Below are 23,673 nucleotides of genomic sequence, written 5' to 3'. Positions count from 1 at the left end.
GGTGGCGTCGGCGCTTGCCGATTTAGCCGCGCCAGCAGTTCGGTATTTGCTAGTTTAGCAGCTTAGCAGCTTGGCAGCTTGGCAACTGAGCGCTTCAGCAACTCAGCGCGTCGGCCACCATTTCGTCTGCGATGACCGCGACGCGGTCCGCACCCGGAAATCCCTCCGCGATCCACTGCGTTTCAACCTGTCGCAGCATCGCCGCGACGTCCGGGCCCTTGCGCAGACCGCGTTCCACCAGGGCGCCGCCTGAGAACGGGAAGGCGGGAGGCGTCCAGTCCCGGATCGGGGAAACGTCCTCGCCGGCGATCAGCAGCCGGTCGATCGCGACGGTCATGCCGGCGCGGTAGGCGAGCGCCTGCGGGCCTTCGGTGCCGGGCCCGGCGGTGGCGGCGATCAAGCGTTTGCGGTCGGTGTTCGACAGTTTCAGCCGCGCGCCGACCGCTTCGGCCGCAGCCGGGGCGATCGTCATGGCGAGACGGCGGATCGGGTCGGGGGCGATACCCGCCGCCGTCTCACGCTCGGCGAGGAGAGCGAGACGCTCCGCACCCGCCACGTCGATCTCGGGCAGGACCGCGCGGAAAATGCCGCGCTCGACCATCAAGGCCACCACCGGCACCGCGTTGGCGGCGACCAGCAGTTTCAGCACTTCGCTCGCCACGCGTTCGCGGGAAAGTGCCATCAGATCGTTCGCGCGGGTGGTACAGGCTTCCAGCCCGGCTTCGTCGATCGTCGTGCCAAACCGTGCGTGGAAGCGGAAGAAGCGGAGGATGCGCAGGTGATCCTCGGCGATCCGCTGCAACGGGTCGCCGATGAAGCGCACGCGTCGTGCCGCGAGGTCGTCGAGGCCACCGAAATAGTCGAAGATCTCGCCCGTCGCCGGATCGGCGTAGAGCGCGTTCATCGTGAAGTCGCGCCGCGCCGCATCCTCGCGCCAGTCGTCGGTATAGGCGATGATCGCGTGACGGCCGTCGGTCGAGACGTCGCGGCGCAGCGTCGTTACTTCGACCGGACCCGCGGGCGTGACTGCGGTGATCGTGCCGTGCGCGAGGCCGGTCGGGACCGCCTTGATCCGCGCGTCTCGGAGACGCTCGATCACCTCCTGCGGGGGCAAGCGTGTGGCGATATCGACATCGGCGACGTCGATCCCGAGCAGCGTATCGCGCACCGCGCCGCCGACGAAGCGGGACTCGCCCTCGGCCGCGCCGAGAACCCTGGTCAGGGCTTCGAGACCGTCACGATCGCGCCACGGCGCGGCCGGGAGTATCAAGACCACCTCAGGCGACGGGCGAGATTGACGATCATCGCGGCGGTCGCGCCCCAGATGCGGCGCTCGTTCCACATGATCTCGTAATAATGCCGGTCATGGCCCTGCCATTCAAGCGTCGCCTCGACATGGTTCGCCTCGTCGAGAAGGAATGCGAGCGGCACTTCGAAGACGCTGGCGACTTCCGCCTCGCTCGGGGTGAAGACCAGGTCGGGCGGGATGATGCCGATCACCGGCGTCACCTGGAAGCCGGTGACGGTGCGGTAGCTGTCCGCCTCGCCGATCACCCGGACCTCGTCGCGGGGGAGAGCGATCTCCTCCTCGGCTTCACGGAGCGCGGCGGTGACGACGTCCTCGCCGGGGTCGATGCGGCCGCCGGGGAACGCGATCTGACCGGGGTGGCGGCTCATCGTGTCGGTGCGCTGGGTCAGGATCACGCCGGGATCGGCGCGATCGGTGACCGCGATCAGCACCGCGGCGGGGAGCAGCGTGTCGGCTGCGGTGAGGTCGCCGTCATGCTGGTCGCCGGTCAGCAGGATCATGTGCGAGCCGGCGCCCTTCGCTAGCGCCGCGGTCAGCCGTTCCGTCAAGCTCATGCGGCAGGCCCCAGCGGGAAGAACGCCCCGTCGCTCCAGATGCCCGGTGTCGTCGCACCGTCCGCGATCGCCCGCTCGGCGAGTTCGTAATAGACCGAGCGCACGACCAGCGCCTCCATTCCGCCGCGCACGACAAGATACGGACGCGGGCCATCATTATCCTCGACGAAGCGCAGTGGGTGCTCGGGACCCGCGGTGACGAGATCGCCGGTGTTGAGCCGGAAGGCGAGTTTCGAGTCGCGACCGGTGCCCTCCGCCTTCATCTCGACCGCGATGAAGGGCGCATCCTCGACCTCGATATCGAGCTTTTCGACGGGCGTGACGAGGACGTGGCTGCCATCGGCCTCGCGGCGCAGGATCGTCGAGAACAGCCGGACCATCGCCGGGCGGCCGATCGGCGAGCCCTGGTGATGCCAGGTGCCGTCGCGCGCGATCCGCATCTCGCTGTCGCCGCAATGCGTCGGGTTCCATTTCTCGACCGGCGGGAGCTTGGCTTCCTCGACGAGCTTGGCGATCTCGGCGAGACTTAAGGAGGCGATATCGGGGATGGGATCCATGGGCATGGCGGCGGACTAGGCGGGCAGGGGGCCTAGGTAAAGCGGCGGCTTATGCGGATGCGGTGACCGGTATCGTAACCGGCACGCGTGCACCGAGCATGCCGGGCGTGTTCGGGACCGCGTCGCCGCGTGCGAGCAGGCGGTGGCGCTCGACTGGACCGGGGGCGCTCCAATGCGCGGTGCGATCGGCGGTAAAGCCGAAGAAGCGGCCGTAATAATCGGGGTCGCCGATCAGCATCAGCGCGCCGTCGAGGCCGTGCGCGGCTGCTGCGTCGAGCGCGTGCGTCATCAAGCGGCGGCCGATCCCGTCGCCCTGGTGGGTCGGCTCGACCGCGACCGGGCCGAGCATGACGAGCGGCGTTTCGACCCCGTCCTGGATCAGCGCGATCGGCCAGCACTGGATCGAGCCGACCAGGGCGCCGTCCTCGATCGCCGCGAAGCTGAGGGCGGCGATCGCCTCGCCAGCGCCGCGGATCGTGTAGGCGGTGCGGCGAAACCGGTCCGGCCCGAACGCGCGATCGAGGAGCGACTCGACCATGGCCGGATCGATGCTGTCGAGGGGGACGAGAGTGATCACGGCATCTCCTGCCCCCGGACGTGCCGAGCGACGGCGCGCGGGCGATGGGGGCAGCGCGCTTTAACTTCGGTGCGGCTGAACGCAAGGATAACCGGCGGGGTGGGGGGCTCGCGGTGAAAACGCCGCTACTCTGAGTGATCGAGGGCGGACCACCACGATCCTCCCCCGCAAGGGGGAGGTGGCTGGCGTTTGCCAGACGGAGGGGGAGGTAAGCGATCACCGCTGTTCCGTGTCCTCGCCCTCCGTCGCTACGCGCCACCTCCCCCTGGCGGGGGAGGATTGCGTAAGTTGCTGGGCAGCGCGTCTCACTGCGAAGACCCGACTTTCATCTCGCCGCGCGTCTGCTAGAGGCGCGGCGATGGAAGACAGTCTTCAACTCGAAGTCCACGATCTCGAAGTGCAGGTCCTGACCGGCATCTATTCGGAGGAGACGCACCTGCCACAGCCGCTGCGGATCTCGCTGACCGTCGACATGGTGTGCCCCAAGCGGTTCGAGCCCGATACGCCGTTGTCGGCCTCGAAGAATTACCTCGACCTGAAGAACGCGGCGACCACCGCGCTGCCGCCGGGCGTGCACTTCACGCTGATCGAGGGCGTGGCCGATCATATATGCGAGACGCTGTTCCTGCAGGATGCGCGGGTGCTGCGCGTGAAGGTGAAGATCGTGAAGCTGGCGATCGCCGAGGCGGACGAGGCGATCGGCGTGACTCTCGTCCGCCACCGCCGTTGACCGCATGCGCCTGACGCTCGAACCGGGTGGCGAACCGGGTGGAGATATCGCCGCGCTGGTGCGGGGGGCGGCTGGCGAGTCGCGCGTGGTCGTGATTCCGGCGACGCTGGATGCGCTGGCGATGGCTCAGGCAAAGGCTGCAATCGGCCCGCTTGCGGTGGAGTTGGCGCCTGCGACTCGGGTGAACGCGGTGGTGCTGGCGGAGGGAGGCGATCCCGCTGACGTCGATGCGGCTATCGCGTTTTTAGAAAACGCGCCCTCGACCACGGGCCAACTGCTCGAAATTCACTCGCGCAACCTGTAAGCGATCCTCCCCCGCAAGGGGGAGGTGGCTGGCGCTTGCCAGACGGAGGGGGAAGCAGACGCCAACCCTTGCTCCGTGTCCTTCCGCGATTGGCGCTAGACCTTCCGCGTCCGCCCGCACGGGCCGAGCGCGGCCAGCACATAGGCATAATCCTCGCGCGCGATCGTCGCGTCGGCGGCTTCCAGCGACCCGGTGCTCCGCTCGGGCAATGTCGGCGGCAATGCGCACGCCATCCGGTACCAGAGCAGCGTCTCGGGCGCCGGCGGTGCGGCGGACTCATCGACGATCTCGCTCAACGCAACCGCCCAGCGCGGCTGCTCGCCCGGACGGCGCAGGACCGACAGCGACACCGGGCGCTGGTCCGCGGTAGTCAGGAAGATTTGCGTCTCGCCCTCGCCGGGCAGCGCGCCTGCGACATGGAACGCGTTGCCGATCCCAGTGATGACCGGCGGTGCGTCGCTTGCCAATGCGTCCCTGGCGATCTTCCGCGCGCGCGCATCGGCGGTCGGCGTCCAGTCGAGCTGCGCGTCGGGGGCTATCAGCTGGACCTGGTTGACCGCGCCCGGCACCGGTCGCGCGAAGATCAGCACGCGCGCTTTCTTGAACTTCGGCACGCGACCCGCCGAATCGGGGGCGACGTCGAGCAGATAGCCGATTCGCGGCGGCAGCCCATCCGCCCCCCGGATCAGCGCCGTGACATCCACCTCGACATATAGTCGGACTAAACCGGGCGCGAGGTTCGGGGCTTCGGCGGGCTTGATCTTCGCGGTCGATCGCACGGTGGCATCGGCGATCACCGGCGCGGACAGCACCAGGTCGGCGATGTCGGCATAACCGATCCCGCCGGCGCTTTCCTGCTGCACCGCATCACGCGAAACCGGCGCGTTACCGGGAGAAACCTGGGCTGGTGGGGGCATCTGCCCGGCATGAACGGGGAGCGCGACGAGCGCGATCGACAGGGCCGAAGCCGTAACGTGAAACAGTGGATTCATGCCGACAGGCTACGCGACCCAAGCTGAACGATACAGAAATAATTCTGCCATCTAGCGGTTGTAAGTTTGTTGCGTCTGACAAAGCGTTTGCGTGTCGCATGACGTGGCGATAGGACTTGGCGAATGCCCCGTGGTTATTCCGGCCAACGGCAGACGTATGTGTCGCGTACCCGGTACGGACACGGACGTACGGAGCAGGCAGATTAAGGGAGTGTCGTTTCTGAATGGCCTATACTGACCAGAAGATGTCCGGAGGCAAAATCGTCGCGATCGTGATCGTCGCGCTGATTCATGCGGCCTTGGGCTACGCTTTCGTCACGGGCCTCGCGTACCAGTACGTGAAAAAGGCCCAAGAAAAGATGACGACGTTCGACGTGGAGCCGCCACCGCCGCCGCCTCCGCCCGACGAGCCCCCGCCGCCGCCGCCTGACCAGCCAAACCTGCCGCCGCCCCCGACCACGGTCGTGACGCCGCCGCCAGTGGTCGTGACACCGCAGCCTGCGCCTGCGATCACCACGTCGACGATCATCCCTCGGTTCCAGCCGACGGCTCCGCCTGCGCCTCCCGCGCCGCCGGCTCCGCCAGCTCCACCGGCACCGCCAGTCGTCAGCAAGGCGGCCGGCGCAAAGGGTGATCCCGCACAGTGGGTGTCGACGGACGATTATCCGCCGAGTTCGCTCCGCGCCGAGGAAGAAGGCACGGTCGGGATCGCTTGGGATATCAACACCCAGGGTCGCGTCGAGAATTGCCGCGTCACGTCGTCGAGCGGATCGTCTGCGCTGGATCGGGCCGCCTGCGCCGCGATCACACGGCGTGGTCGCTACTCGCCGGCAATGGACACGGCGGGCAACCCGATCCGGTCGAGCTCTTCGCGTCGCGTGACGTGGAAGATCCCGCCCCAGTAATTTGGTGCCATCACCGCCGCAGCTTTCGTTTCAGATATAGACCTATATAGTCAGAGGACTAACCGATCATGATCACCACCATTCTTGCGGCGGCCGGGACCGCCGCTGCCGACGCCAACCCGTACGGCCTGCAAGCCGCACTTCGCGAAGGCGGCCTGATCTCGCAGACCGTGTTCGGCATCCTCGTGCTGATGTCGGTCGTTTCGTTCTACATCCTGTTCTCGAAGCTGTTCGAGCAGCAGAAGATCATCGGCCAGGGCAAGCGCGTCCGTCAGGCCTTCTGGTCGTCGAACAGCCTTCGCGAAGGTTCGGCCAAGCTCGAGAAGAACTCGGCCTACAAGCAGATCGTCGACGACGGCCTGGCCGCTCAGGAGCAGCATTCGAAGCTGACCGATCCGGTCGAGGCGCATGACTGGCTGCACGGTTCGCTGGCGCGTTCGGAAGCTGCGATCAACTCGAAGCTGGGTGGCGGTCTCGCCTTCCTCGCGACGGTCGGTTCGGTTTCGCCGTTCATCGGTCTGTTCGGTACGGTTATCGGCATCTACCGCGCACTCGTGAAGATCGGTGCATCGGGTCAGGCATCGATCGACAAGGTCGCAGGGCCGGTCGGTGAAGCACTGATCATGACCGCACTGGGCCTGGTCGTCGCTGTTCCCGCCGTGCTGTCGTACAACTGGCTGCAGCGCCGCAACAAGTCGATCGCAGAGGACCTGTCGGCCTTCTCGAACGACGTGCTGGGCTTCCTTGCCTCGAACGGCGCCGTGCGTCCGTCGATCGCAACGGCTGCCAAGCCGGTTGCGGCCAAGCCTGTCACGACCACCACGACCGCCGGCCAGACCGGTGGCGTGCCGCGCGCCAACTAAGACGCGAAAAGGCGGGGCTGCTGGTCTCAGCGGCCCCGCTTCATTGCCGCCGGCAGTTCCGGTGGCGATTACATGGATAGGATAGTTCGCACATGGCGATGAGTGTTGGTGGCGATTCCACCGAGAGTTCGATATCGGACATCAATACGACGCCGCTGGTCGACGTCATGCTCGTGCTCCTGATCATCTTCCTGGTGACGACGACTGTCGCGGTCCAGGCGGTGCAGCTGAAGCTCCCGGAGGTTCGCTTCGATCCGACGATGACCAAGCCAGAGAATGTCTCGCTGTCGGTGACTTCGGCCAACGGACAGTGCCAGGTATATTGGGGCCTTTCACAGGTTACTCATGAAGAGCTGCTGCAAAGGGGCGTCGACAAGCTGAAGGCCGAGATCGCACGTCAGGGCGGTGCCAATGCTGTCGGTCTCGAGCTTCCCGAGGCGCATATCCGCGGCGACGTGGACGCACCGTATCGCTGCATCGGCGCCACGATCTACACGATGCAGCAGGCCGGGTTCGCCCGCGTCGGCTTCATCTCCGAACCGCCCCCGGGCGGCACCACCGAACGCTGATGCCGAACGCTGACGGTCGCTCGGACGTATTTAGGAGTAGCATAGAATGGCAATGAGCGGCGGCAAAGAAGATGGCTCGCCGATGATGGAAATGAACATGACGCCGTTGATCGACGTCCTGCTCGTTCTCCTCATCATGTTCATCATCACGATCCCCATCCAGACGCACGCGGTGAAGGTCGATCTTCCGGTCAACAGCCCGAACCAGCCGCAGAACCCGGTCAATCCCGAGAAGAACAAGATCTCGATCGATGCCGCCGGTGTTATCGCGTGGAACGGTGCGCCGGTCGACGAAGTCACGCTGCGCCAGTATCTGGATCAGTCCGCCGGCATGACGCCCGAGCCCGAACTCCACTTCCAGCCTGATCCGCAGGCGCGATACGAAGTGGTCGATCGTACGCTGGCCGTCATCAAGCGGTCCGCGATCACGAAGCTCGGCTTCATCGGCAACGAGCAGTATCGCAACGACTTCTAAGTCGTCTTGCGCACAGTATCGAACGTCCAAAGGGCGGTCCTGCGGGGCCGCCCTTTTTTGTTGCGCGCGGCGGCCAGGGGACGCGCGTGGCGACCGCCGCGAAACTTGATCAATGTACTTGTATGACAGTCATCGAAGTGACACACTGTTGTCACAAAAATGAAACCTTCCGATCGGCGAAGGTCAGTGGAGATGAGAGATGCGCAAGTCCGTCCTGTTCGTTCTCGCAACCCTTGGCGCGGCAACGCCGGCGCTGGCGGCACCGTCCGCTAACCAGGACCGCACCGGCTATACGGCGATCGCGGCGGGCGACCTCTCAGCGGCGGAACAGCGCATCGTCGCCGAGCGGAAAATCTTCCCGCAGCGTCCCGAGCTGATGCTCAACCTGGCGTCGGTGTATCAGCGCACGGGGCGCGACTCGGAAGCCCGCGCGCTGTATGCGGCGGTCCTGGAGCGGCCGGCAGTTGCGATGGACCTGCCTTCGGGCGCCGTGGCTTCGTCGCATGATCTCGCGAGCCGCGCCTTGGCCCGCCAGTCCAGGCAGATCGCGACCCGTTGATCGAGGCCTGGCGGGGAGGGGACTAAATACCTCTTCCCGCCAGCCCGCATTTTCGAGTTCGCTGGAAACCCGTGACGCGCGTGCGCCCATGGGTTGCTCGGTCCTCGGCCGCCGCGCTACGATCTGCTGATCCATGTCTCGGGGCATGCTCCGTGCCCAGCCAGTCGTGATGGCAAGGTGCGGGAACAGGCGTTCACGCGTGGCTTGGGCCAAGTGTCCCCGGCGATCGTCGCATATTGTACTATCGATGCTCAGATTCGGTGGTGACGGTCCCGATGCTGACTCCGTTCCGGTCGAGTACTGGCTTCGCCGCGCCGCGCGGCTCCTCGCCGCAAGGGAAGGCTTCCAGATCGCGCAAGTAACGGCCCTGCGAGAGACGCTGGAGTTGTGGCGCCGACCGGGACCCGCTACCGATCGCCGATGTCCACGCTCACCGATATCCGCGAGGAATATGACTTCCTCGAACCCGACGACCGTTATCGCCTGCTGATCGACCTCGGTCGCGAACTCGAACCAATGCCAGATGCGTTGAAGACCGATGCGACCTTGGTGCGTGGGTGTTCGGCTTCGGTGTGGGTGTATCCGACGACGACCGACGACGGTCGGCTGCACTTCCTGGCGGATTCGAATGCGGCTATCACCAAGGGGATCATCGCTCTCGTGTTGCTGACGGTCCAGGATCAGGCACCGTCCGAGATCGTCGCGACCGACATCAAGGCGGAGCTCGCGCCGTTCGACCTCAGCAAGCAGCTGAGTTCGAACCGGACGCAGGGAATTCCCAACATGATCGCCTTGATCCGGGAAACGGCTGAGCGGTACGCGGAGTAGGATTTTCGGTCGCTTCCCGCCAAGCTAGCGGATCATGGGGAGTGCGAAATACAACGATTTTTCTCCCTGACCTCCCTTTCCGTCAGGCTGTGCCTGGTCCCCTGGCGGGGGGAGGATCGCACGGACCGACCTGGATTTGGCCACGCTCGCATCCACCGCGACTGTCATTCATCGCCAAGGCCGAGCGCTACCGGCAATTAGCAGGGCGTTCTTCGGACAAGCGTCAGGGCAGCGGGCTTCGACCTAAGGATGAACGAGAAGATTTGAATGGTGCTCGGCCAACGCAAAGGCGCGCTCCCAAGCAAGTCCCGGTCGTGCCCTTTCCAGAGACGCCAAAGGCGGCGAAGGTGAGGGCACGTCAGCCTGAGTGAAGCGCTGCTGCGCAGGTCGCTGCCATGACGCCAGAAGCGGGCACCAACCCAAGCTAGCCCTCTCCCAACGTCGCCATCACCTCGCCAGCATCCGCGCCCGCCGGGACCAGCATCCATCGCTCGGGCCGAGCGCCGTCTACCATCACCACTGCGTTCTTGGGACACACTCCGAGGCACTTGACCTCGACGACCCCGCGATCCGCCTTGCGCCCCTTCTTCACCCCGAGAGCCTGACGCAACAGCTTGACCAGCGGCGTGCGCCCCTTGTCGCCGAACCCGCCACCAAGCTTCTTCGAACATTTCCCGCAGACCAGCACGCTTCCCTGCCAGCGGCTAGCAAGAACGCGGATCACGCCGGTTTCCACGTCCGCCGATCCTCGGCCGCTTTCAGCACCTCATATGCCGCCTGCACGCCCTGGAACCGGGTGGCGGCGTCCTTGTCGCCGGGCCGCACATCCGGGTGGTTCGCCTTCGCCATCCGCCGCCACGCCGCGCGGACGTCCTCGAACGTCGCGTCGGGTTCCAGGTCCAGCACCTCCAGCGCGCGCATCTCGTCGCGCGACCGGCTGCCGTCGCCCGACCCGGCCCAGGCGTAATGCTTCGGATCGGTGTAGCCGTCCGCGGTCCGCGTTTCGGCAGCCTCGCGCTCAGCGGCCTCTTCCGCGCTCAATCCTTCGAAGTAATTCCAGCCGCGATTATATTCGCCGGCATGGTGCATGCAGAAATACCAGCGATCGGGGCTGTTCGGCGATTTCGGCGCCGGACAATTGCCCGGCTCGTTGCAGCCATGCCGATCGCACAGCCGAACGGTCACCGCCTCGGAGCTCGCGCCATACTCGCGCCAGCGCGGAAATCCCCAATCGGACGAACGTGTCGTGCTTCTCGCCATAGCGGCCCGAGATAGGCGTCCCCGCCGACAACGCAACCGCGCACCGACTATTAGCCGGTCGACACCGAAATGGACCCGTTCGACGCCAATCTTCCGTGCCGCGACATTCCACCTTGAGTCAGTCACCGTTCATCGCTTACTGAACATGAACTATTTGTCATGTGGCATGGATAGACGCGTCCGGGTCGGACGTATTCCCAGCCGACACCTTAGCGACAGGAGCATCGGTGCCGACTCTTATTCCAAAGCTCACCACATGGCGCGCGGATCTTCCCGCCTCCATCGTCGTCGCGCTCGTCGCGCTACCCCTCTGTCTCGGCGTCGCGCTTGCATCGGGTGCACCGCTGTTCGCGGGCATCATCTCCGGGATCGTCGGCGGCATCGCCGTCGGTCTGTTCTCCAAGTCGCCGCTGTCGGTCAGCGGTCCCGCCGCCGGCCTGACGGTGATCGTGTTGACCGCGATCGAAAGCATGCCGAGCTACCAGATGTTCCTGATGGCCGTCGTGCTCGCCGGGGTGCTCCAGATCTGCTTCTCGCTGACCCGCGCCGGCATCCTCAGCGAGTTCGTCCCCTCGTCGGTGATCACCGGCATGCTTGCCGCGATCGGCCTGATCCTGATCCTCAAGCAGATCCCGCACGCGGTCGGCTTCGACCGTGAAGCCGTGGGCATCTTCGAATTCAGCACCGCGAACGGCGTCAATACCTTCTCACGGATCGTCGAGAGCCTCTCGGCCAGCGTGACACCCGGGGCCATCCTGATCGCCGGCCTCAGCCTCGCCTTCCTGTTCTGGTGGGATGGCGCCAAGCCGAAGGACGGACCGCTTCGCTTCGTCCCCGGCCCGCTGGTCGTCGTGCTGATCGGCATCTTCGGCAATATGCTGTTGGGCGTCGTGAAACCCGACTGGCAGCTGCAGGAGACGCACCTCGTCCAGGTCCCGATCACGCAGACGCTGTCGCAATTCCCGTCGCTGTTCACCTTTCCCGATTTCTCCGGGATCACGATGGGCATCGTCTGGAGCAGCGCAGTGACGCTCGCGATCGTCGCCAGCCTCGAATCGCTGCTGAGCGTCAAGGCGGTCGACGAGATCGATCCACGCCGTCGTTCGACCGACAAGAACTGGGAGCTTATGGCGCAGGGTGGCGGCAACATCCTGTCCGGCCTGATCGGCGGCCTCCCCGTTACCTCGGTGATCGTCCGCTCGTCCGCCAACGTCGACGCGAAGGCCGAGAGCAAGCTGTCGACCATGCTCCACGGCTTCTGGCTGCTGGTCAGCGTCGCGCTGATCCCCGCGGTGCTCAACATGATCCCGCTGTCGGCACTCGCCGCGGTGCTGATCGCGACCGGCTACAAGCTGACCAAACCCAAGCTCTACACCGAGCGCTTCAAGCAGGGCTGGACGCAGTTCATCCCGTTCGTCGTTACCGTCGTGGCGATCCTGTTCACCGATCTGCTCGAGGGCATCGTGATCGGTCTCGCCGTCGGCTTCGTGTTCGTCGTCGCGCGCAACTTCCGCACCGCGATCACCTTCGCCTGCGACGATGAGGACTGCCTCGTCCGTGCCCGCCGCAACCTGTATTTCATCCATAAATACGAGTTGCAGAAGTCGCTCGATCGCGTGCCGGACAACGCAAACCTGCTGATCGATCTCTCGTCGACCAGCTATGTCGATCTCGATAACGTCGACATCATCAACGCGTTCATCAAGGGCGCGCAATACCGTGGCATCACCGTGGTGATCCGCGGCGATCTCGCGCTTCGTACGGTGAAGCTGATCAACGCCCCCCAGACCGAGGTCCGTTTCGCATGAGGCAGTATAAGCAGCTCCTGCTCGCCAACAAGGCGTGGTCGGCCGAGATCATCGAGGAAAGCGCAGACTTCTTCCAGCGCCAGCTGGTCGGGCAGAACCCGGAGTTCCTGTGGATCGGCTGTTCGGACAGCCGCGTCAGCCCGGAACAGATGACGATGACGCCGCCGGGCAACATGTTCATCCACCGCAACATCGCCAATCTCGTCAACGACGACGACATGAACCTGATGTCGGTGCTGCAATATGCGGTCGACGTGCTGGGCGTGCGCCACATCATCATCTGTGGCCATTATGCGTGTGGCGGGATCCGCGCGACGCTCGACGGCGGTACGAGCGGCGCCGTGGACGACTGGCTCTCGACCGCGCGCTGCGTGCTGCACGACCATGCGGACGAGATCGATGCGCAGCCCGACCGCGAACAGAAGGTCAACCGGCTGGTCGAGGTCAACGTCCGCGATCAGCTCATCCGGCTCGCGCGCACCGCGACGATCCAGGGCGCGTTCGCCCGCGGGCAGGAAGTGCTCCTGCACGGCTGGGTGTACGACATTCGCGACGGCCTGATCAAACCGATGATGGAAATCGATTCGAAGACAGTTCTCGAAGAGGTCGGCCGGCCGGACAAGGTGCTGGTGTAAGCTAGCGGAGCGTCATGATCGGCCCTCGACGACCTTCCCCCGCCGAGGGTGAGCACCCGGACTCGCCGAGCGTAGGGGGGGCGGTCAGCCCCCCGTTACGTGTCCGCCTTCGGCGCCCCCTGCGGTTGGGGGATTGATCCAGCGCTTAGCTCGGCAGCATGAAGTGGATCCGGTTCGTCGTAGCTCCGCAGCCTAGTCCACCGTCGGGGCGATACGTCTTGGCGTATTTCGCCTTAGTGAAGAACTTGGTCCCCGCCTCCGAGAATATGAACGGCGGATAGCTCAGCAGCGCGCGTTGGTTGATCACGTTGCCATCTGCACCGATGTCAAACTGGACCTGCGTCCAGCCCTCGAAACCCCAACGTTGCGCCTCCATGGGAAACGCCTCCGGGCCGGGCATCGAAACCATTTTTGGCGGGGCGTCCATGATTGCGCACTGGTTCGCCGTTAGGCCGCTCGATGCAAACGTCGCCCGCGCCGCATCGATCTGCCCATTGCGCTCCTCGATCGACGCAATCCGGATCAGCGCACCGACGCGCAACGGATCGTTCGGCCGCAACGCCTTGTCGTCCACCACCTGTCTAAGCGTCACGATCGCTGTGTCGTTTTTGTCGGATTTTCTAGTCCGCGCCACAGAGCCATCAACCATCATCAGCCTGATCGCCGCCCGTGCCTGGGGATCGTTGGCGTAAACGGGCTCCGATACCATCGGCGTCAGAGTGCGTTCGTATGCGCCCGGTTTCCAGATATCGGTCACCGCATCGAGGCGTCCCGGAAGATCGAAGGTCAGTCGCGCGCTGGGGGGCGCATCGTTGGCCTTCGCGATCGCCAGACCGCGGGCATAGAGTGCGGCCCGTTCCTCGCGCGCGACGGTGGGGTTGCTCGTCAGGCGGTACAGCGCAGCAAGTGTATGCAAACCGTTAGGCGACTGCGCCGTCGCCGATGCCAGTTCGGCACGCTGGCCCGCGAGCGCCGCCGCCTGCGGACCGCTCGGTTCGGGCGCGACCGTCACACCCTTGCTGGCGAGCCATTGCTCCAGCACACCGTCCAAGCCGTCGTCGATCGACGGGCGCTCAAAGGCGGTCGAACAGCGCATCTCGACGCGCACATGGTAGCGATAGAAGGCGGGGATCGCCTGGACCTTCTCTGCGGGCCATGACCAGCCCTTGACCGCGCGGGCGAACTCGAGCGCGACCTGGCCGCCACCTGCGGCATAGATTGGCATCGCCTGATCGATCGTGCCATCGGATGCGATGTTGAACTCTACCACCGCCACGTCCTGCGGTTTCAGACCGGCGTCCCCGCCACAATCCGGCGACCGCATCTCCGCGGCCGGATCGAACGATCCCTTCGTCAGGCGCCCCGCGCCGGTATAGGCCATGTATCGTCGCGCTTCGTCAGCGTTGCCACTCAGAAGGAACGCAATTGCGGCGTCCGAGCGCGCCGACGCGTCCATCACGTCGATCTTGGCCGACTCCAGGCCGCCGAGAAGTCGGATCGCCTGCAACGCGCTGGCGCGGGCGCCGGCGATATCGCCGGTATTGAGCTTCAGGATGGTCCGCGCACGGACAAACCGGGCGGTGACCGCCTTGTCGAGCTTCATCGTACCGATCAACGTATCGCTCCGCGCCAATGTCGCGGCAGCGGCTGCGGGGTCGATAAAGGTCTGTGGAGTGACCAACGCGAGCATCGCGCCCAACTTGTCGGGCGTGCTGATCGCGCTTGCCTCGGCCTGCTGGAGCGCGGTGACGGCACCGGCATAGTCGAGCGTGTCGGTCGCCACCTGACCGAGGATCAGGAAGGCACGTGTGCGATCTTCCGCTAGACTAACATCGTCTGCCGGAAGCAGCGCCAGGCCAGCGCGCGCTGCCTTCACCGAGTCGTCCGAGCGGTTCAGCGCGAACAGCGTCGGCGCCTTGCGCACCAGGACGATGCCGCGGCTGCGCGATCCCGGCTTGGTGCGGGCCTCTAGCCTTTCCCAGGCGGCAAGCGCAGGCGCGCGATCGGGCTTCGCATCCAGTGCGGCGGCGGCGTCAAAATCCTGCTGGACCGTCGTCGCGGCGGGCGTTTGCGCTCCGCCTGGAGTCAGTCCGGCGGTTATTGCCAGAACACCCGCGCTCAACAACGCCACCCCCTTGATACGCATCACTTCCCCCGACGTAATTTCGTCGCAGTCTGCAATGGTTCGGGAAAGGATGCCAGAGGGTCTGTAAGCCGGGTTCTGTCCATTTCCGACCCTTCGGTCGGAAGTTAGGCGACCATTCCTCTAGGACGACGGTTGCCCGCCGCCTCAAGCAATCAACCCGGGTGACGAGCTGAAACGAAGCCCATGTGCCACCCCTATTCGATCTTGCTCCCGGTGGGGTTTGCCGTGCCGCCCCTGTTACCAGGCGCGCGGTGCGCTCTTACCGCACCCTTTCACTCTGACCGCCCCGACCGAAGCCGAGGGTTGGCCGTCTGCTCTCTGTGGCACTTTCCCTGAGGTCACCCTCGCCGGGCGTTACCCGGCACCGTCGTTTCGCGGAGCCCGGACTTTCCTCGCGTGTCTAAGACACCCGCGGCCGCCCGACCCTCTGGCGAGGCGAGCCCTAGCGCGGGTGGGTGAGTTGCACCACCCGTTTTTAGCGCGCGCGCTTTTCCACCCCCAACGCTCCCCCCTCCCTGAAAGGGAGGGGCTGGGGGTGGGTAGGTTTCCGCATCACGGCGCGCTTGCGACAAAAGCGGGCCGACCCACCCCCAACCCCTCCCTTTCAGGGAGGGGGGAGCGTCGTGTTCGCTAATCGTCGCCCATCGGCTTCGGCAGAAGCAACGCCAGCAGGATGCAACGGCATTCCGCATCGACCTCGCCATCGACCAGCTCCGGTCGAAACCGCCGCTGGAACGCCATCGTCGCGGCCATCCGGTTCTCGACGTCATACCCGAACCGCTCGAGCGCGAGGCAGAATCCACCCTCGGTCCAGCCCGGGTCCATCAGGTTCTTGGTCGGCCGCGGCAACGCCAGCCGGCGCCGTGCCAGTTCGTGCCAGGGGAACAGCTCGCCGGGGTCACGTTTGCGGGTTGGGGCGATGTCCGAATGACCAACGATATTCCCGCGCGTGATCTCGTGCCGATCCTTGATCTCGGCGACCAGGGCCACGACCGACGCGATCTGCTCCGGCGGGAAAGGACGATAGCCGAACTCATGCCCCGGATTGACGATCTCGATCCCGACGCTCGCCGAATTGACGTCCTCGATCCCGCGCCAATGCGACCTGCCCGCATGCCAGGCGCGCTTGTCCTCGGCGACCATCCGCAGCACCGTGCCGTCCTCCTCGACCAAGTAATGCGACGACACCTTCGCCTCGGGATCGCGCAACCTAGCGATCGCCGACGCGCCGTCCTTCATGCCGGTATAATGCAACACGATCATCGTGATGGGCAGCGTGCGGTCGTCGAAATTCGGTGACGGTGTCTCGATGAACTTCAAGCCAGCTTCCCTTCGAGCCGCCGGGCTTGCTCCGACGGCGCAGTCCCGATCATGGCGCCCGATCATGGCGCCCGATCATGACGATTGCGACGCCGCATTGTGACGCCACCGCCCGACCGCATCAATAGCCAACGCGCGGTGCGCGAAACAGGGCGTGTCGCAGGACGCGCCTGCGCTCTTTCCACCTGCCCCTCTTGCCGTCGGGCGGCATCCGCGCGAAAGCCGCCTGCGAAAAAGGGAGTTGCCATGTCCGTGATGTCCGACCGCTGGATCCGCGAGCGCGCGCTGGGCGATGCGATGATCGAACCGTTCCATGAAGCGCAGCGCCGTGATGGCTGCATTTCGTACGGGCTCTCGTCCTATGGCTATGATGCCCGCGTCGCCGACGAGTTCAAGATCTTCACCAATGTCGACAGCGCGATCGTCGACCCGAAGGACTTTGCGGCGAACAGCTTCGTCGACCGCAAGACCGATGTCTGCATCATCCCCCCGAACAGCTTCGCGCTGGCCCGCACGGTCGAATATTTTCGCGTGCCGCGCGACGTGCTGGTGATCTGCCTCGGCAAGTCGACCTATGCGCGCTGCGGGATCATCGTCAACGTGACCCCGCTGGAGCCCGAGTGGGAGGGCCACGTCACGCTGGAATTCTCCAACACCACGCCGCTGCCGGCCAAGATCTACGCCAACGAGGGTGCATGCCAGTTCCTGTTCCTGAAGGGGAACGAACCGTGCGAGGTCAGTTACGCCGACCGCGCGGGCAAATATATGGGCCAGCGCGGGGTAACGTTGCCGCGGCTTTGAGAGGGTCCTGGTTGGTGTAGCGGTCTACAAGACCGCGATCTACAAGAATGGGACCTCTAGGAACCAGTCTGGACGCCATATGGCCAAGGGGTTCGGTGGCGGTGGTTTCCAGGGGCTGCGAAACGCCTCCCCGGCACACGTGCTGCTAGAGATCCACCCCGGCGGCGATCGCCTCGAGCTTCTTGATGCGCTCTTTCAGGTCGGCGATCTCGATCCGCGATCCGGTCGATACCGCGACCGGCATGCCGCCGTCGTGCATCTGGCCCAGCTCCATGCGCCGCAGCGAGAGCCAGCCGCGCCATCCCGCCAGCCCGCCGGCGACGATCATCGCCAGTCCCGCAAGGCTCGCCAGCGCCAGGGTGATATAGACGTTGGGTTCGATCATGTCCGCCTCCTCTTAGCGGTCGCGGAGCCGCTCGATCTCTCGGTCGAGATCGACGCTCTTGTGGTTGTCGGTGATCACGCGCTCCAGCACTTCGATGCGCTCCTTCATCTGCTGCACTTCGTCGCGCAACCGCAGGGCGTCGATGCTGTCGACCGGGCTCTGCGGGATGTTTTCCATCGCGCGGTAACGGGCAGTCAGGACCCTGGCGACCATCACGATCAGGACGATGCAGACGACCATGGAAAAGGGATTCATCGGTACTCTCCAACGTCGTGGGCTTAGCGGTGGCGAAGCGCTTCGATCTCGCGCGCGGTACGCTCGGCGGGATCGGTAGCGATGCGTTCGAGGACCGCGATCCGTTCCTCGAGACGGGAAACCTGCCCGGTCAGTCGCTCATTCTCGCTGCTAAGCAGTTCGACCTGCCGCTCGGCATTGGGCTCGCGCTTCAGCGTCCTGCCCCAATCGTCGCTCAGCGCGTAACCGTGTCGTGCACGGATCCAGTTGTTGATCACCCACCCCGCCATCGAGATCGTGATGATCGCGATGACAAATAAAGGTTTACCCCAGTCCATCGTCGGTCTCCCAATAGAAGCCGCGTCTCAGCGCAGGCTGTCGATCTCTGCCGCGAGGCTGGTGCTGTTGCGGCTGGTGTAATGCGTCTCGATGTCGGCGAGGCGGCGGTCGATGTCGCGGAACTTGCTGCGGACCTCGGCGGTCGAGCGCTTCGGGTTCGAGCGCACGCCCTGCCAGAACTTCGCGTCGTCGGGCGTCTCGTAAAGCCCGATCGGCTTGGCATGGCCCATCCAGGCGACCAGCCAATAGGCGAGCAGCGTCCAGGGAAAGCCGCCGGCGAGCGTGAGCACGACCATCGCGACGCGGACGAAGAGCACGTCGATCCCGGTATAATCGGAGATCCCGGCGCAGACGCCCTTCCACTTGGCATTCTGCTTATCGAGGTAGAATTGGGTGCGGCTGCCGGACATTTCAGTTCCTCCGATCAGAAGTGCGGTCGGATTGCTGGTCCGACAGATACGGCGATTGCGTGGTGCCGAGGCCCGGCTTCCAGTCCGGATTGTCGGCGGCGATGATCCGTTCGACGGTCATCACGCGGTCTTCGAGGCGGCGGGCGAGCATCTGCATCTCGTCGAGCAGCTTCTCGTCTTCCTCGGTGATCCGCGGCGCCTGCTTCCACTTGGTGATGTAGTGCAGGATCACCCACGGCAGCCCGATGAACAATACCGCGCAGACGAGAACGGGGGTCAGGTCATCCATCTCAGTCGTCCTTCTTCATGCGCGCCTTGAGCGCGGCGAGCTGGGCGTTGACCTTGTCGTCGCTGCGCAGCTCGGCGATTTCCTCTTCGAGCGTCTTGACGACCCCGAGCCCCATCGCGTCCGCGCGGCCCTCGGCTTCGTCGACGCGGCGGTCGAGGATCTCGAAGCGGCTGAACGCCTCGTGCGTCTTCGGACCGTTGTACATCTCGCGAAGTCGCGTCCGGTTGTTCGCGCTTTCCAGCCGGGTCTGCACCGCGTTCTGCTTGGTGCGCGCCTCGCGCAGCTTGGTCTGGAGCTTCGCGATATCCTCTTCCGACGCCCGAAGTGCATCGTCGAGCACGCCGACCTCGGCCTTCAGCTGCTCGGCCATGTCGAACGCCTTCTGGCGTTCCACGAGCGCGGCCTTGGCGAGGTCCTCGCGGTCCTTGCTCAGCGCCAGCTCGGCCTTCTCGGTCCAGTTGTCCTGGAGCTGCTCCAGCTTCGAGATATGGCGGCGCATCTCCTTCTGGTCGGCGATGGTGCGCGCGGCGGAGGCGCGGACCTCGACCAGCGTCTCCTCCATCTCGAGGATGATCATGCGGATCATCTTCGACGGATCTTCGGCCTTCTCGATGAGATCGGCGAAGTTGGCGGCGACGATGTCGCGGGTGCGGGAAAAGATGCCCATGTAAATCCTACTCCAGGGGTCGGCCCGAGGCTCTCAGCGAGCCGTCGGGGTCTTAGGCCACGATTGCGGTATGAACCGCAACGGGGGCCGCGTTGGTTGCGATGGCCGGACCGACCGCGCCGAGCACGCAGGTTGCGCTGACGACGATGGTGCAGAGGGTGGCGGCGACGGTGCGGGCGATGTTGGTATTGAACATGGTGGGTCCCCTTTGAGGTTGGTTGGTTCCGCTATTCGGCGGGTTGCCTCCAGCATTGCATCTGTCGTGCCAGTTTTGAAAATCGAGCAGTTGCAGGGGTTTGCGCGATTTTGCGTGTTGGGCGCCGCCCGCAAGCTTGCCAAGAGTTGGGAATTCGCGCCACATCTTCGCCATGGAGCGAACCACCCAGGTCATCGGCGAATCCGGCACGTTCATGGCGGCACTCGAACGCGCATCGCGGGCGGCGGCCTTGGACCGACCTGTGCTGGTGATCGGCGAGCGGGGCACCGGCAAGGAACTGGTTGCCGAGCGCCTCCACCGCCTGTCCCCGCGATGGGATCAGCCGCTGGTGATCATGAACTGCGCGGCGCTGCCCGAGACGCTGATCGAGGCGGAATTGTTCGGGCATGAGGCGGGCGCGTTTACCGGCGCGACCAAGGCGCGGGTCGGACGGTTCGAGGAAGCCGATGGTGGTACGTTGTTCCTCGACGAACTCGGCACGCTGTCGATGGCGGCGCAGGACCGGTTGTTGCGCGCGGTCGAATATGGCGAGATCACGCGGATCGGCTCTTCGCGGCCGATGCGCGTCGATGTGCGGATCGTGGCCGCGACCAACGAGCATTTGCCGGACAAGGTCGATCGCCACGAGTTTCGCGCCGATCTGCTCGATCGGTTGTCGTTCGAGGTGGTGACGTTGCCGCCTCTCCGTGCGCGGACCGGCGACGTGGTGGTCCTCGCCGAGCATTTCGGGCGGCGGATGGCGTCTGAATTGGGGCGTGAGCGGTGGGAGGGGTTTGGCCCGGCAGCCATGGACGCGCTGATCGCGTATCGCTGGCCCGGCAACGTGCGCGAGCTGCGCAACGTCGTCGAGCGCGCGGTGTATCGCTGGGAACAGGCCGGGCCGATCGACGCGATCGAGATCGACCCGTTCCAGTCGCCGCATCGGCCGGGGGCCTCCACTGCGCCGAAACCCGCAGCCGTGACCCCGCAACCGGCCGAAGTGGAGGATGGCGAAGACCCGGTCGTGGCCTGCGAGGAAGGCCCATCGGACTTCAAGTCCCGCGTGTCCCGCTTCGAACGGGACCTGCTCTCCCGCGCGCTGTCGGACCATCGCTTCAACCAACGCGCCACCGCCGAAGCACTAGGCCTGAGCTACGACCAACTCCGCCACGCCCTGAAGCGCCACGACCTGCTCAACGCGGGCGCCTGAGCCGCGACTGCTTCCCCCCTCCCTGGAAGGGAGGGGCCGGGGGTGGGTTGGTTTCCGCATCGTGAAACGTCGGCGTCACAAGCCAGCCGACCCACCCCCAACCCCTCCCTTCCAGGGAGGGGCGCAGAAGGGGCAGTAACCGTCAGCCGCTCTTCCCGACCAATCCCGCCAGCTTCTTCAACTTCGGCGCCACCATCGGCACGGTCAGCATCGTGCTCGCCAGCGCCATCAGCAGCAGTGCGGTGAACGTCTCGTTGGTGATGATCTTCTTATCCAGCAGGATGTTGACGAAGATGATCATGATCAGCGCCTTGGTCTGGAGCAGCCAGCCGATCGCCGAAGCCTCGCCCGGGCGCCATTTCAGGATCCGCCCGGCCGCGTGAACCCCCATGAGCTTGCCGCCGACCGAGGCGACCAGCAGCAGCGCCGCCGCGCCGAACACAGCGTATCCGCCGACCGCCCATTGCGTCTTCAAGCCGGTCGACAGGAAGAACACCGGCATCACCGCGAGCAGCACGAAGTGGCGGAACTGGTCCATCCTGGCCGTCGTGAACCATTTCGAATCGAGCACCGCGCCCGACAGGAACGCGCCGACCATGAAATGCAGCCCGGCCCAGTCCGCCGCGAACCCGCAGCCGGCCAGCCAGATCAGGCTGACATACCAGCGGTCGCGCTCCTCGATCCTCGCCATCAGTTTGCGCACGAGCAACGTGGCGATGGCGAACCCGACGAGGAAGCCACCCTGCCGGCCGACGCGTTCCCAATCGAGCAGGATCAGCGCAAGCACGCCCCAGATCGCGATGTCGTCGAGGCTCGCATAGCGTAGGATGCGCTGGCCGATCGGTTCGCGCAGGATCTCGAGCTTTTCGAGGAAGAGCACGAGGATGGGGAGGGCGGTGACCGCGCAGGCCATGCCGATGCCGAGCACCACCTGCCACGTCGCGCCGTCCGGCCCGCGCCAGCCGGGGTAGCGCAGCATCAGCACCGCGGCGATGCTGCCGGTGACCAGAGGCACCGCGAGCGCCAGCCCCGCGGTGACGCCGGTCTCGCCGCGCCGTTTCCATGCCTCGCCGAGGTCGAGTTCGATGCCCGCGACCCACACGAACATCATCACCGCCCACCATGCGATGCCGTTCAGCGAGCCCATCGTCGCTGGCGTGAAGATCGTCGCGTAATAATCGGGATACGCCGCGCCGAGCACGCCCGGCCCGAGCAGGATGCCACCGACGATCTGCACCACCACCAGCGGCGCCCAATAATCGGTCCGCCCCAGCCGCCACACCAGATACGGCACGGTGAAGATGATGAGCATCGCAAGGAGGAAGACCTCCGTCGGCGTCATGGCGTGCATGTGATCCCCCCGCGCCCGGTCGGTTCCCCCCGCCGGCTTCGTTACGGTCGCGACAGTATTCGGCGGAACCGGTCGCGGCAATATGCCGACGGGCCGATACGCCCAGCTCGGACCGATCTCGGAGCTGCGTCATTTCGGGACAGGGCACGATAGCGCGCTTGGATCGGCTCGCCGAACGTCCGCGTTCCGTGCGATTGAACGCCGTGCGCCGGGGACGCCGGCGGAGGAGGATTTACGATGAAACGATCGTTGCTGGCGCTCGCGCTGTTCGCTGCTCCCGCGTTCGCGCAAGGCGCAGCGCCGTTCACGGTAAACGGGCAGGGGTTCGCGACGCTGCAGGACGCGGTGTCATCGATCCGCATGGGCACCGCGACGATCCTGATCGCGCCCGGTACCTATCGGCAATGCGCGGTGCAGGCGGGCGGCCGCATCACCTTCAAGGCGGTGCAACCGGGCACCGCGATCTTCGAGAAAGTGGCGTGCGAGGACAAGGCCGCGCTGGTGCTGCGCGGGCAGGGCTCGATCGTCGATGGCCTCGTGTTTCGGGGATACCGCGTGTCGGACGGCAACGGCGCGGGCATCCGCACGGAGATGGGCGACCTGACCGTCACCAACGCGATGTTCCTCGACAGCCAGGAAGGCATCCTCGGCGGCGAGCCCGTCGGCCAGAAGATCACGATCGACCATTCGACCTTTGCCGGGCTGGGCCAGTGCGACGAATCCCCGAGTTGCTCGCATGCGATCTACCTCGCCAACAATGGCAGCGTGACGATCACCAATTCGCGCTTCGAGCGCGGGACGGGGGGGCATTACGTCAAGCTGCGCGTGCCGACCGTCTCGATCACCGACAACAGCTTCGACGACACCGCGGGGCGCAAGACCAACTACATGATCGACCTGCCCGATGGGGCCACCGGTCTGATCGCGCGCAACACGTTCGTGCAGGGGCGGCAGAAGGAGAACCACACCGGACTGATCGTGGTGGCGGCGGAAGCGAAGACGTATCGGTCTACCGGGTTGCGGATCGAGGCGAACGATGCGCGGCTTTCGCCAGGGGACAGCAGCAGCCCGGCGTTTCTCGCGGATTACAGCCACGACAAGCTGGCGCTGGGGGCAAACCGGCTTGGGGCTGGGTTAAGGGCGTTCGAGACGCGTTGAGGGGCGGGCGTGTGGCTGGCGGGTATCGTTTGCGTAGCGTTGCTAGCCTCCAGCACAACCCTGCTTCGGCAGGTAATCATAGCTCCCCGAGCTGCCATTCCCTTCATAACCTAGCTTCCGTCACCCCAGCGAAAGCTGGGGTATCCCTGTTGGGAGAGCGGACGGTCATCACCGGAATATCCCAGCTTTCGCTGGGATGACGAGTGGGGGAGCAGGGCGGCGGCGGTGTCGATAAAACTAAA

30 protein-coding genes and 1 other RNA gene are annotated in these 23,673 nt (G+C 65.3%); 13 read left to right on the top strand and 18 right to left on the bottom strand.

Annotated elements, in window-relative coordinates; translation table 11 throughout:
- Positions 1 to 94 precede the first annotated feature (94 nt).
- Genes NLI89_RS20040 through NLI89_RS20025 form a run of 4 tightly spaced genes read right to left on the bottom strand, consistent with a single transcriptional unit; the run spans position 95 to position 2,997 of the window.
- Positions 95 to 1,276, bottom strand: coding sequence for a CCA tRNA nucleotidyltransferase (locus NLI89_RS20040; RefSeq protein ID WP_254688567.1), 1,182 nt, complete (start codon positions 1,274 to 1,276; stop codon positions 95 to 97).
- Positions 1,267 to 1,863, bottom strand: coding sequence for a CoA pyrophosphatase (locus NLI89_RS20035; protein WP_187502386.1), 597 nt, complete (start codon positions 1,861 to 1,863; stop codon positions 1,267 to 1,269). Before NLI89_RS20035 ends, NLI89_RS20040 begins: the two co-directional genes overlap by 10 nt.
- Positions 1,860 to 2,426: a DUF1285 domain-containing protein gene (locus NLI89_RS20030; RefSeq protein ID WP_254688566.1), complete on the bottom strand. Its 567-nt coding sequence runs from the start codon at positions 2,424 to 2,426 to the stop codon at positions 1,860 to 1,862. Before NLI89_RS20030 ends, NLI89_RS20035 begins: the two co-directional genes overlap by 4 nt.
- 43 nt (positions 2,427 to 2,469) lie before the next feature.
- The gene (locus NLI89_RS20025; protein ID WP_254688565.1) at positions 2,470 to 2,997 is read right to left on the bottom strand and encodes a GNAT family N-acetyltransferase; all 528 of its coding nucleotides are present in this window, start codon (positions 2,995 to 2,997) and stop codon (positions 2,470 to 2,472) included.
- A gap of 358 nt (positions 2,998 to 3,355) precedes the next feature.
- On the opposite strand from NLI89_RS20025, the gene NLI89_RS20020 reads away from it, so the two are divergent.
- Together NLI89_RS20020 and NLI89_RS20015 are read left to right on the top strand one after the other, a co-directional pair.
- Entirely contained in the window at positions 3,356 to 3,727 is a 372-nt protein-coding gene (locus NLI89_RS20020; RefSeq protein WP_254688564.1) for a dihydroneopterin aldolase, read from the top strand.
- Between the two features lie 4 nt (positions 3,728 to 3,731).
- On the top strand, positions 3,732 to 4,031 hold the full coding sequence (locus NLI89_RS20015) for a Rossmann fold domain-containing protein (protein WP_254688563.1): 300 nt from the start codon (positions 3,732 to 3,734) through the stop codon (positions 4,029 to 4,031).
- Between the two features lie 95 nt (positions 4,032 to 4,126).
- Here the strand turns inward: NLI89_RS20015 and NLI89_RS20010 are convergent, their stop codons facing one another.
- The gene (locus tag NLI89_RS20010; protein ID WP_254688562.1) at positions 4,127 to 5,023 is read right to left on the bottom strand and encodes a hypothetical protein; all 897 of its coding nucleotides are present in this window, start codon (positions 5,021 to 5,023) and stop codon (positions 4,127 to 4,129) included.
- Between the two features lie 224 nt (positions 5,024 to 5,247).
- Between NLI89_RS20010 and NLI89_RS20005 the strand changes: the two genes are divergently transcribed.
- From NLI89_RS20005 to NLI89_RS19980, 6 genes are all read left to right on the top strand, one after another.
- Entirely contained in the window at positions 5,248 to 5,928 is a 681-nt protein-coding gene (locus NLI89_RS20005) for an energy transducer TonB (RefSeq protein ID WP_254688561.1), read from the top strand.
- 68 nt (positions 5,929 to 5,996) lie between these two features.
- A complete protein-coding gene (locus tag NLI89_RS20000; RefSeq protein ID WP_187502379.1) occupies positions 5,997 to 6,791 on the top strand; it encodes a MotA/TolQ/ExbB proton channel family protein in 795 nt (264 codons plus the stop codon).
- A gap of 92 nt (positions 6,792 to 6,883) precedes the next feature.
- Positions 6,884 to 7,360, top strand: a complete 477-nt coding sequence (locus NLI89_RS19995; protein ID WP_254688560.1) for an ExbD/TolR family protein — start codon at positions 6,884 to 6,886, stop codon at positions 7,358 to 7,360.
- 46 nt (positions 7,361 to 7,406) lie between these two features.
- A complete protein-coding gene (locus tag NLI89_RS19990) occupies positions 7,407 to 7,835 on the top strand; it encodes an ExbD/TolR family protein (RefSeq protein WP_187502377.1) in 429 nt (142 codons plus the stop codon).
- Between the two features lie 199 nt (positions 7,836 to 8,034).
- Positions 8,035 to 8,394 (top strand): tetratricopeptide repeat protein, encoded by a 360-nt coding sequence (locus NLI89_RS19985; protein ID WP_254688559.1) that lies wholly within the window; start codon positions 8,035 to 8,037, stop codon positions 8,392 to 8,394.
- A gap of 420 nt (positions 8,395 to 8,814) precedes the next feature.
- Complete coding sequence (locus NLI89_RS19980; RefSeq protein WP_254688558.1) at positions 8,815 to 9,222, top strand: SufE family protein; 408 nt, start codon at positions 8,815 to 8,817, stop codon at positions 9,220 to 9,222.
- A 424-nt stretch (positions 9,223 to 9,646) separates the two neighbouring features.
- On the opposite strand, the gene NLI89_RS19975 is transcribed toward NLI89_RS19980, so the two are convergent.
- The gene (locus NLI89_RS19975) at positions 9,647 to 9,946 is read right to left on the bottom strand and encodes a (2Fe-2S) ferredoxin domain-containing protein (RefSeq protein WP_254688557.1); all 300 of its coding nucleotides are present in this window, start codon (positions 9,944 to 9,946) and stop codon (positions 9,647 to 9,649) included.
- A complete protein-coding gene (locus tag NLI89_RS19970; RefSeq protein ID WP_254688556.1) occupies positions 9,943 to 10,482 on the bottom strand; it encodes a J domain-containing protein in 540 nt (179 codons plus the stop codon). The genes NLI89_RS19975 and NLI89_RS19970 overlap by 4 nt, the downstream gene beginning before the upstream one ends.
- 227 nt (positions 10,483 to 10,709) lie before the next feature.
- On the opposite strand from NLI89_RS19970, the gene NLI89_RS19965 reads away from it, so the two are divergent.
- Entirely contained in the window at positions 10,710 to 12,290 is a 1,581-nt protein-coding gene (locus tag NLI89_RS19965; RefSeq protein WP_254688555.1) for a SulP family inorganic anion transporter, read from the top strand.
- Positions 12,287 to 12,925 (top strand): carbonic anhydrase, encoded by a 639-nt coding sequence (locus tag NLI89_RS19960; protein ID WP_254688554.1) that lies wholly within the window; start codon positions 12,287 to 12,289, stop codon positions 12,923 to 12,925. Before NLI89_RS19965 ends, NLI89_RS19960 begins: the two co-directional genes overlap by 4 nt.
- Before the next feature lie 145 nt (positions 12,926 to 13,070).
- Here the strand turns inward: NLI89_RS19960 and NLI89_RS19955 are convergent, their stop codons facing one another.
- The 3 genes from NLI89_RS19955 to NLI89_RS19945 form a co-directional block, all read right to left on the bottom strand.
- Complete coding sequence (locus NLI89_RS19955) at positions 13,071 to 15,071, bottom strand: energy transducer TonB (RefSeq protein ID WP_254688553.1); 2,001 nt, start codon at positions 15,069 to 15,071, stop codon at positions 13,071 to 13,073.
- 48 nt (positions 15,072 to 15,119) lie between these two features.
- Positions 15,120 to 15,502: RNase P RNA component class A (gene rnpB / locus NLI89_RS19950), an RNA gene on the bottom strand.
- A gap of 199 nt (positions 15,503 to 15,701) precedes the next feature.
- Positions 15,702 to 16,334, bottom strand: a complete 633-nt coding sequence (locus NLI89_RS19945; protein ID WP_439144554.1) for an N-acetylmuramoyl-L-alanine amidase — start codon at positions 16,332 to 16,334, stop codon at positions 15,702 to 15,704.
- A gap of 303 nt (positions 16,335 to 16,637) precedes the next feature.
- On the opposite strand from NLI89_RS19945, the gene dcd reads away from it, so the two are divergent.
- Positions 16,638 to 17,192 (top strand): dCTP deaminase, encoded by a 555-nt coding sequence (gene dcd / locus NLI89_RS19940; protein WP_055878967.1) that lies wholly within the window; start codon positions 16,638 to 16,640, stop codon positions 17,190 to 17,192.
- Positions 17,193 to 17,337: 145 nt separating this feature from the next.
- Here the strand turns inward: dcd and NLI89_RS19935 are convergent, their stop codons facing one another.
- Genes NLI89_RS19935 through NLI89_RS19905 form a run of 7 tightly spaced genes read right to left on the bottom strand, consistent with a single transcriptional unit; the run spans position 17,338 to position 19,886 of the window.
- Positions 17,338 to 17,577 carry a hypothetical protein gene (locus NLI89_RS19935; protein WP_254688551.1) on the bottom strand — a complete coding sequence of 80 codons (240 nt, stop codon included), beginning with the start codon at positions 17,575 to 17,577 and terminating at the stop codon, positions 17,338 to 17,340.
- Between the two features lie 12 nt (positions 17,578 to 17,589).
- Complete coding sequence (locus tag NLI89_RS19930) at positions 17,590 to 17,832, bottom strand: hypothetical protein (protein ID WP_254688550.1); 243 nt, start codon at positions 17,830 to 17,832, stop codon at positions 17,590 to 17,592.
- 23 nt (positions 17,833 to 17,855) lie between these two features.
- Positions 17,856 to 18,149 (bottom strand): hypothetical protein, encoded by a 294-nt coding sequence (locus NLI89_RS19925; protein ID WP_254688549.1) that lies wholly within the window; start codon positions 18,147 to 18,149, stop codon positions 17,856 to 17,858.
- A 27-nt stretch (positions 18,150 to 18,176) separates the two neighbouring features.
- Positions 18,177 to 18,560, bottom strand: coding sequence for an envelope stress response membrane protein PspC (pspC, locus tag NLI89_RS19920; protein WP_187502365.1), 384 nt, complete (start codon positions 18,558 to 18,560; stop codon positions 18,177 to 18,179).
- A 1-nt stretch (position 18,561) separates the two neighbouring features.
- Positions 18,562 to 18,849: an envelope stress response membrane protein PspB gene (gene pspB, locus NLI89_RS19915; protein WP_187502364.1), complete on the bottom strand. Its 288-nt coding sequence runs from the start codon at positions 18,847 to 18,849 to the stop codon at positions 18,562 to 18,564.
- Position 18,850: 1 nt separating this feature from the next.
- Positions 18,851 to 19,516 (bottom strand): phage shock protein PspA, encoded by a 666-nt coding sequence (pspA, locus tag NLI89_RS19910; protein WP_187502363.1) that lies wholly within the window; start codon positions 19,514 to 19,516, stop codon positions 18,851 to 18,853.
- Positions 19,517 to 19,568: 52 nt separating this feature from the next.
- Positions 19,569 to 19,886: a hypothetical protein gene (locus tag NLI89_RS19905; RefSeq protein WP_254688548.1), complete on the bottom strand. Its 318-nt coding sequence runs from the start codon at positions 19,884 to 19,886 to the stop codon at positions 19,569 to 19,571.
- Here NLI89_RS19905 and pspF point away from each other — a divergent pair.
- Positions 19,885 to 20,922 carry a phage shock protein operon transcriptional activator gene (pspF, locus tag NLI89_RS19900; protein WP_254688547.1) on the top strand — a complete coding sequence of 346 codons (1,038 nt, stop codon included), beginning with the start codon at positions 19,885 to 19,887 and terminating at the stop codon, positions 20,920 to 20,922. The genes NLI89_RS19905 and pspF overlap by 2 nt on opposite strands.
- A 142-nt stretch (positions 20,923 to 21,064) precedes the next feature.
- Here the strand turns inward: pspF and NLI89_RS19895 are convergent, their stop codons facing one another.
- Positions 21,065 to 22,273, bottom strand: coding sequence for a cation:proton antiporter (locus tag NLI89_RS19895; protein WP_254688546.1), 1,209 nt, complete (start codon positions 22,271 to 22,273; stop codon positions 21,065 to 21,067).
- Between the two features lie 237 nt (positions 22,274 to 22,510).
- On the opposite strand from NLI89_RS19895, the gene NLI89_RS19890 reads away from it, so the two are divergent.
- Positions 22,511 to 23,431 carry a right-handed parallel beta-helix repeat-containing protein gene (locus tag NLI89_RS19890; protein WP_254688545.1) on the top strand — a complete coding sequence of 307 codons (921 nt, stop codon included), beginning with the start codon at positions 22,511 to 22,513 and terminating at the stop codon, positions 23,429 to 23,431.
- Positions 23,432 to 23,673 lie beyond the last annotated feature (242 nt).

Source organism: Sphingomonas faeni, from assembly GCF_024273235.1.
GTDB lineage: Bacteria > Pseudomonadota > Alphaproteobacteria > Sphingomonadales > Sphingomonadaceae > Sphingomonas > Sphingomonas faeni_A.
This window is presented reverse-complemented; position numbering and strand designations above follow the sequence as displayed.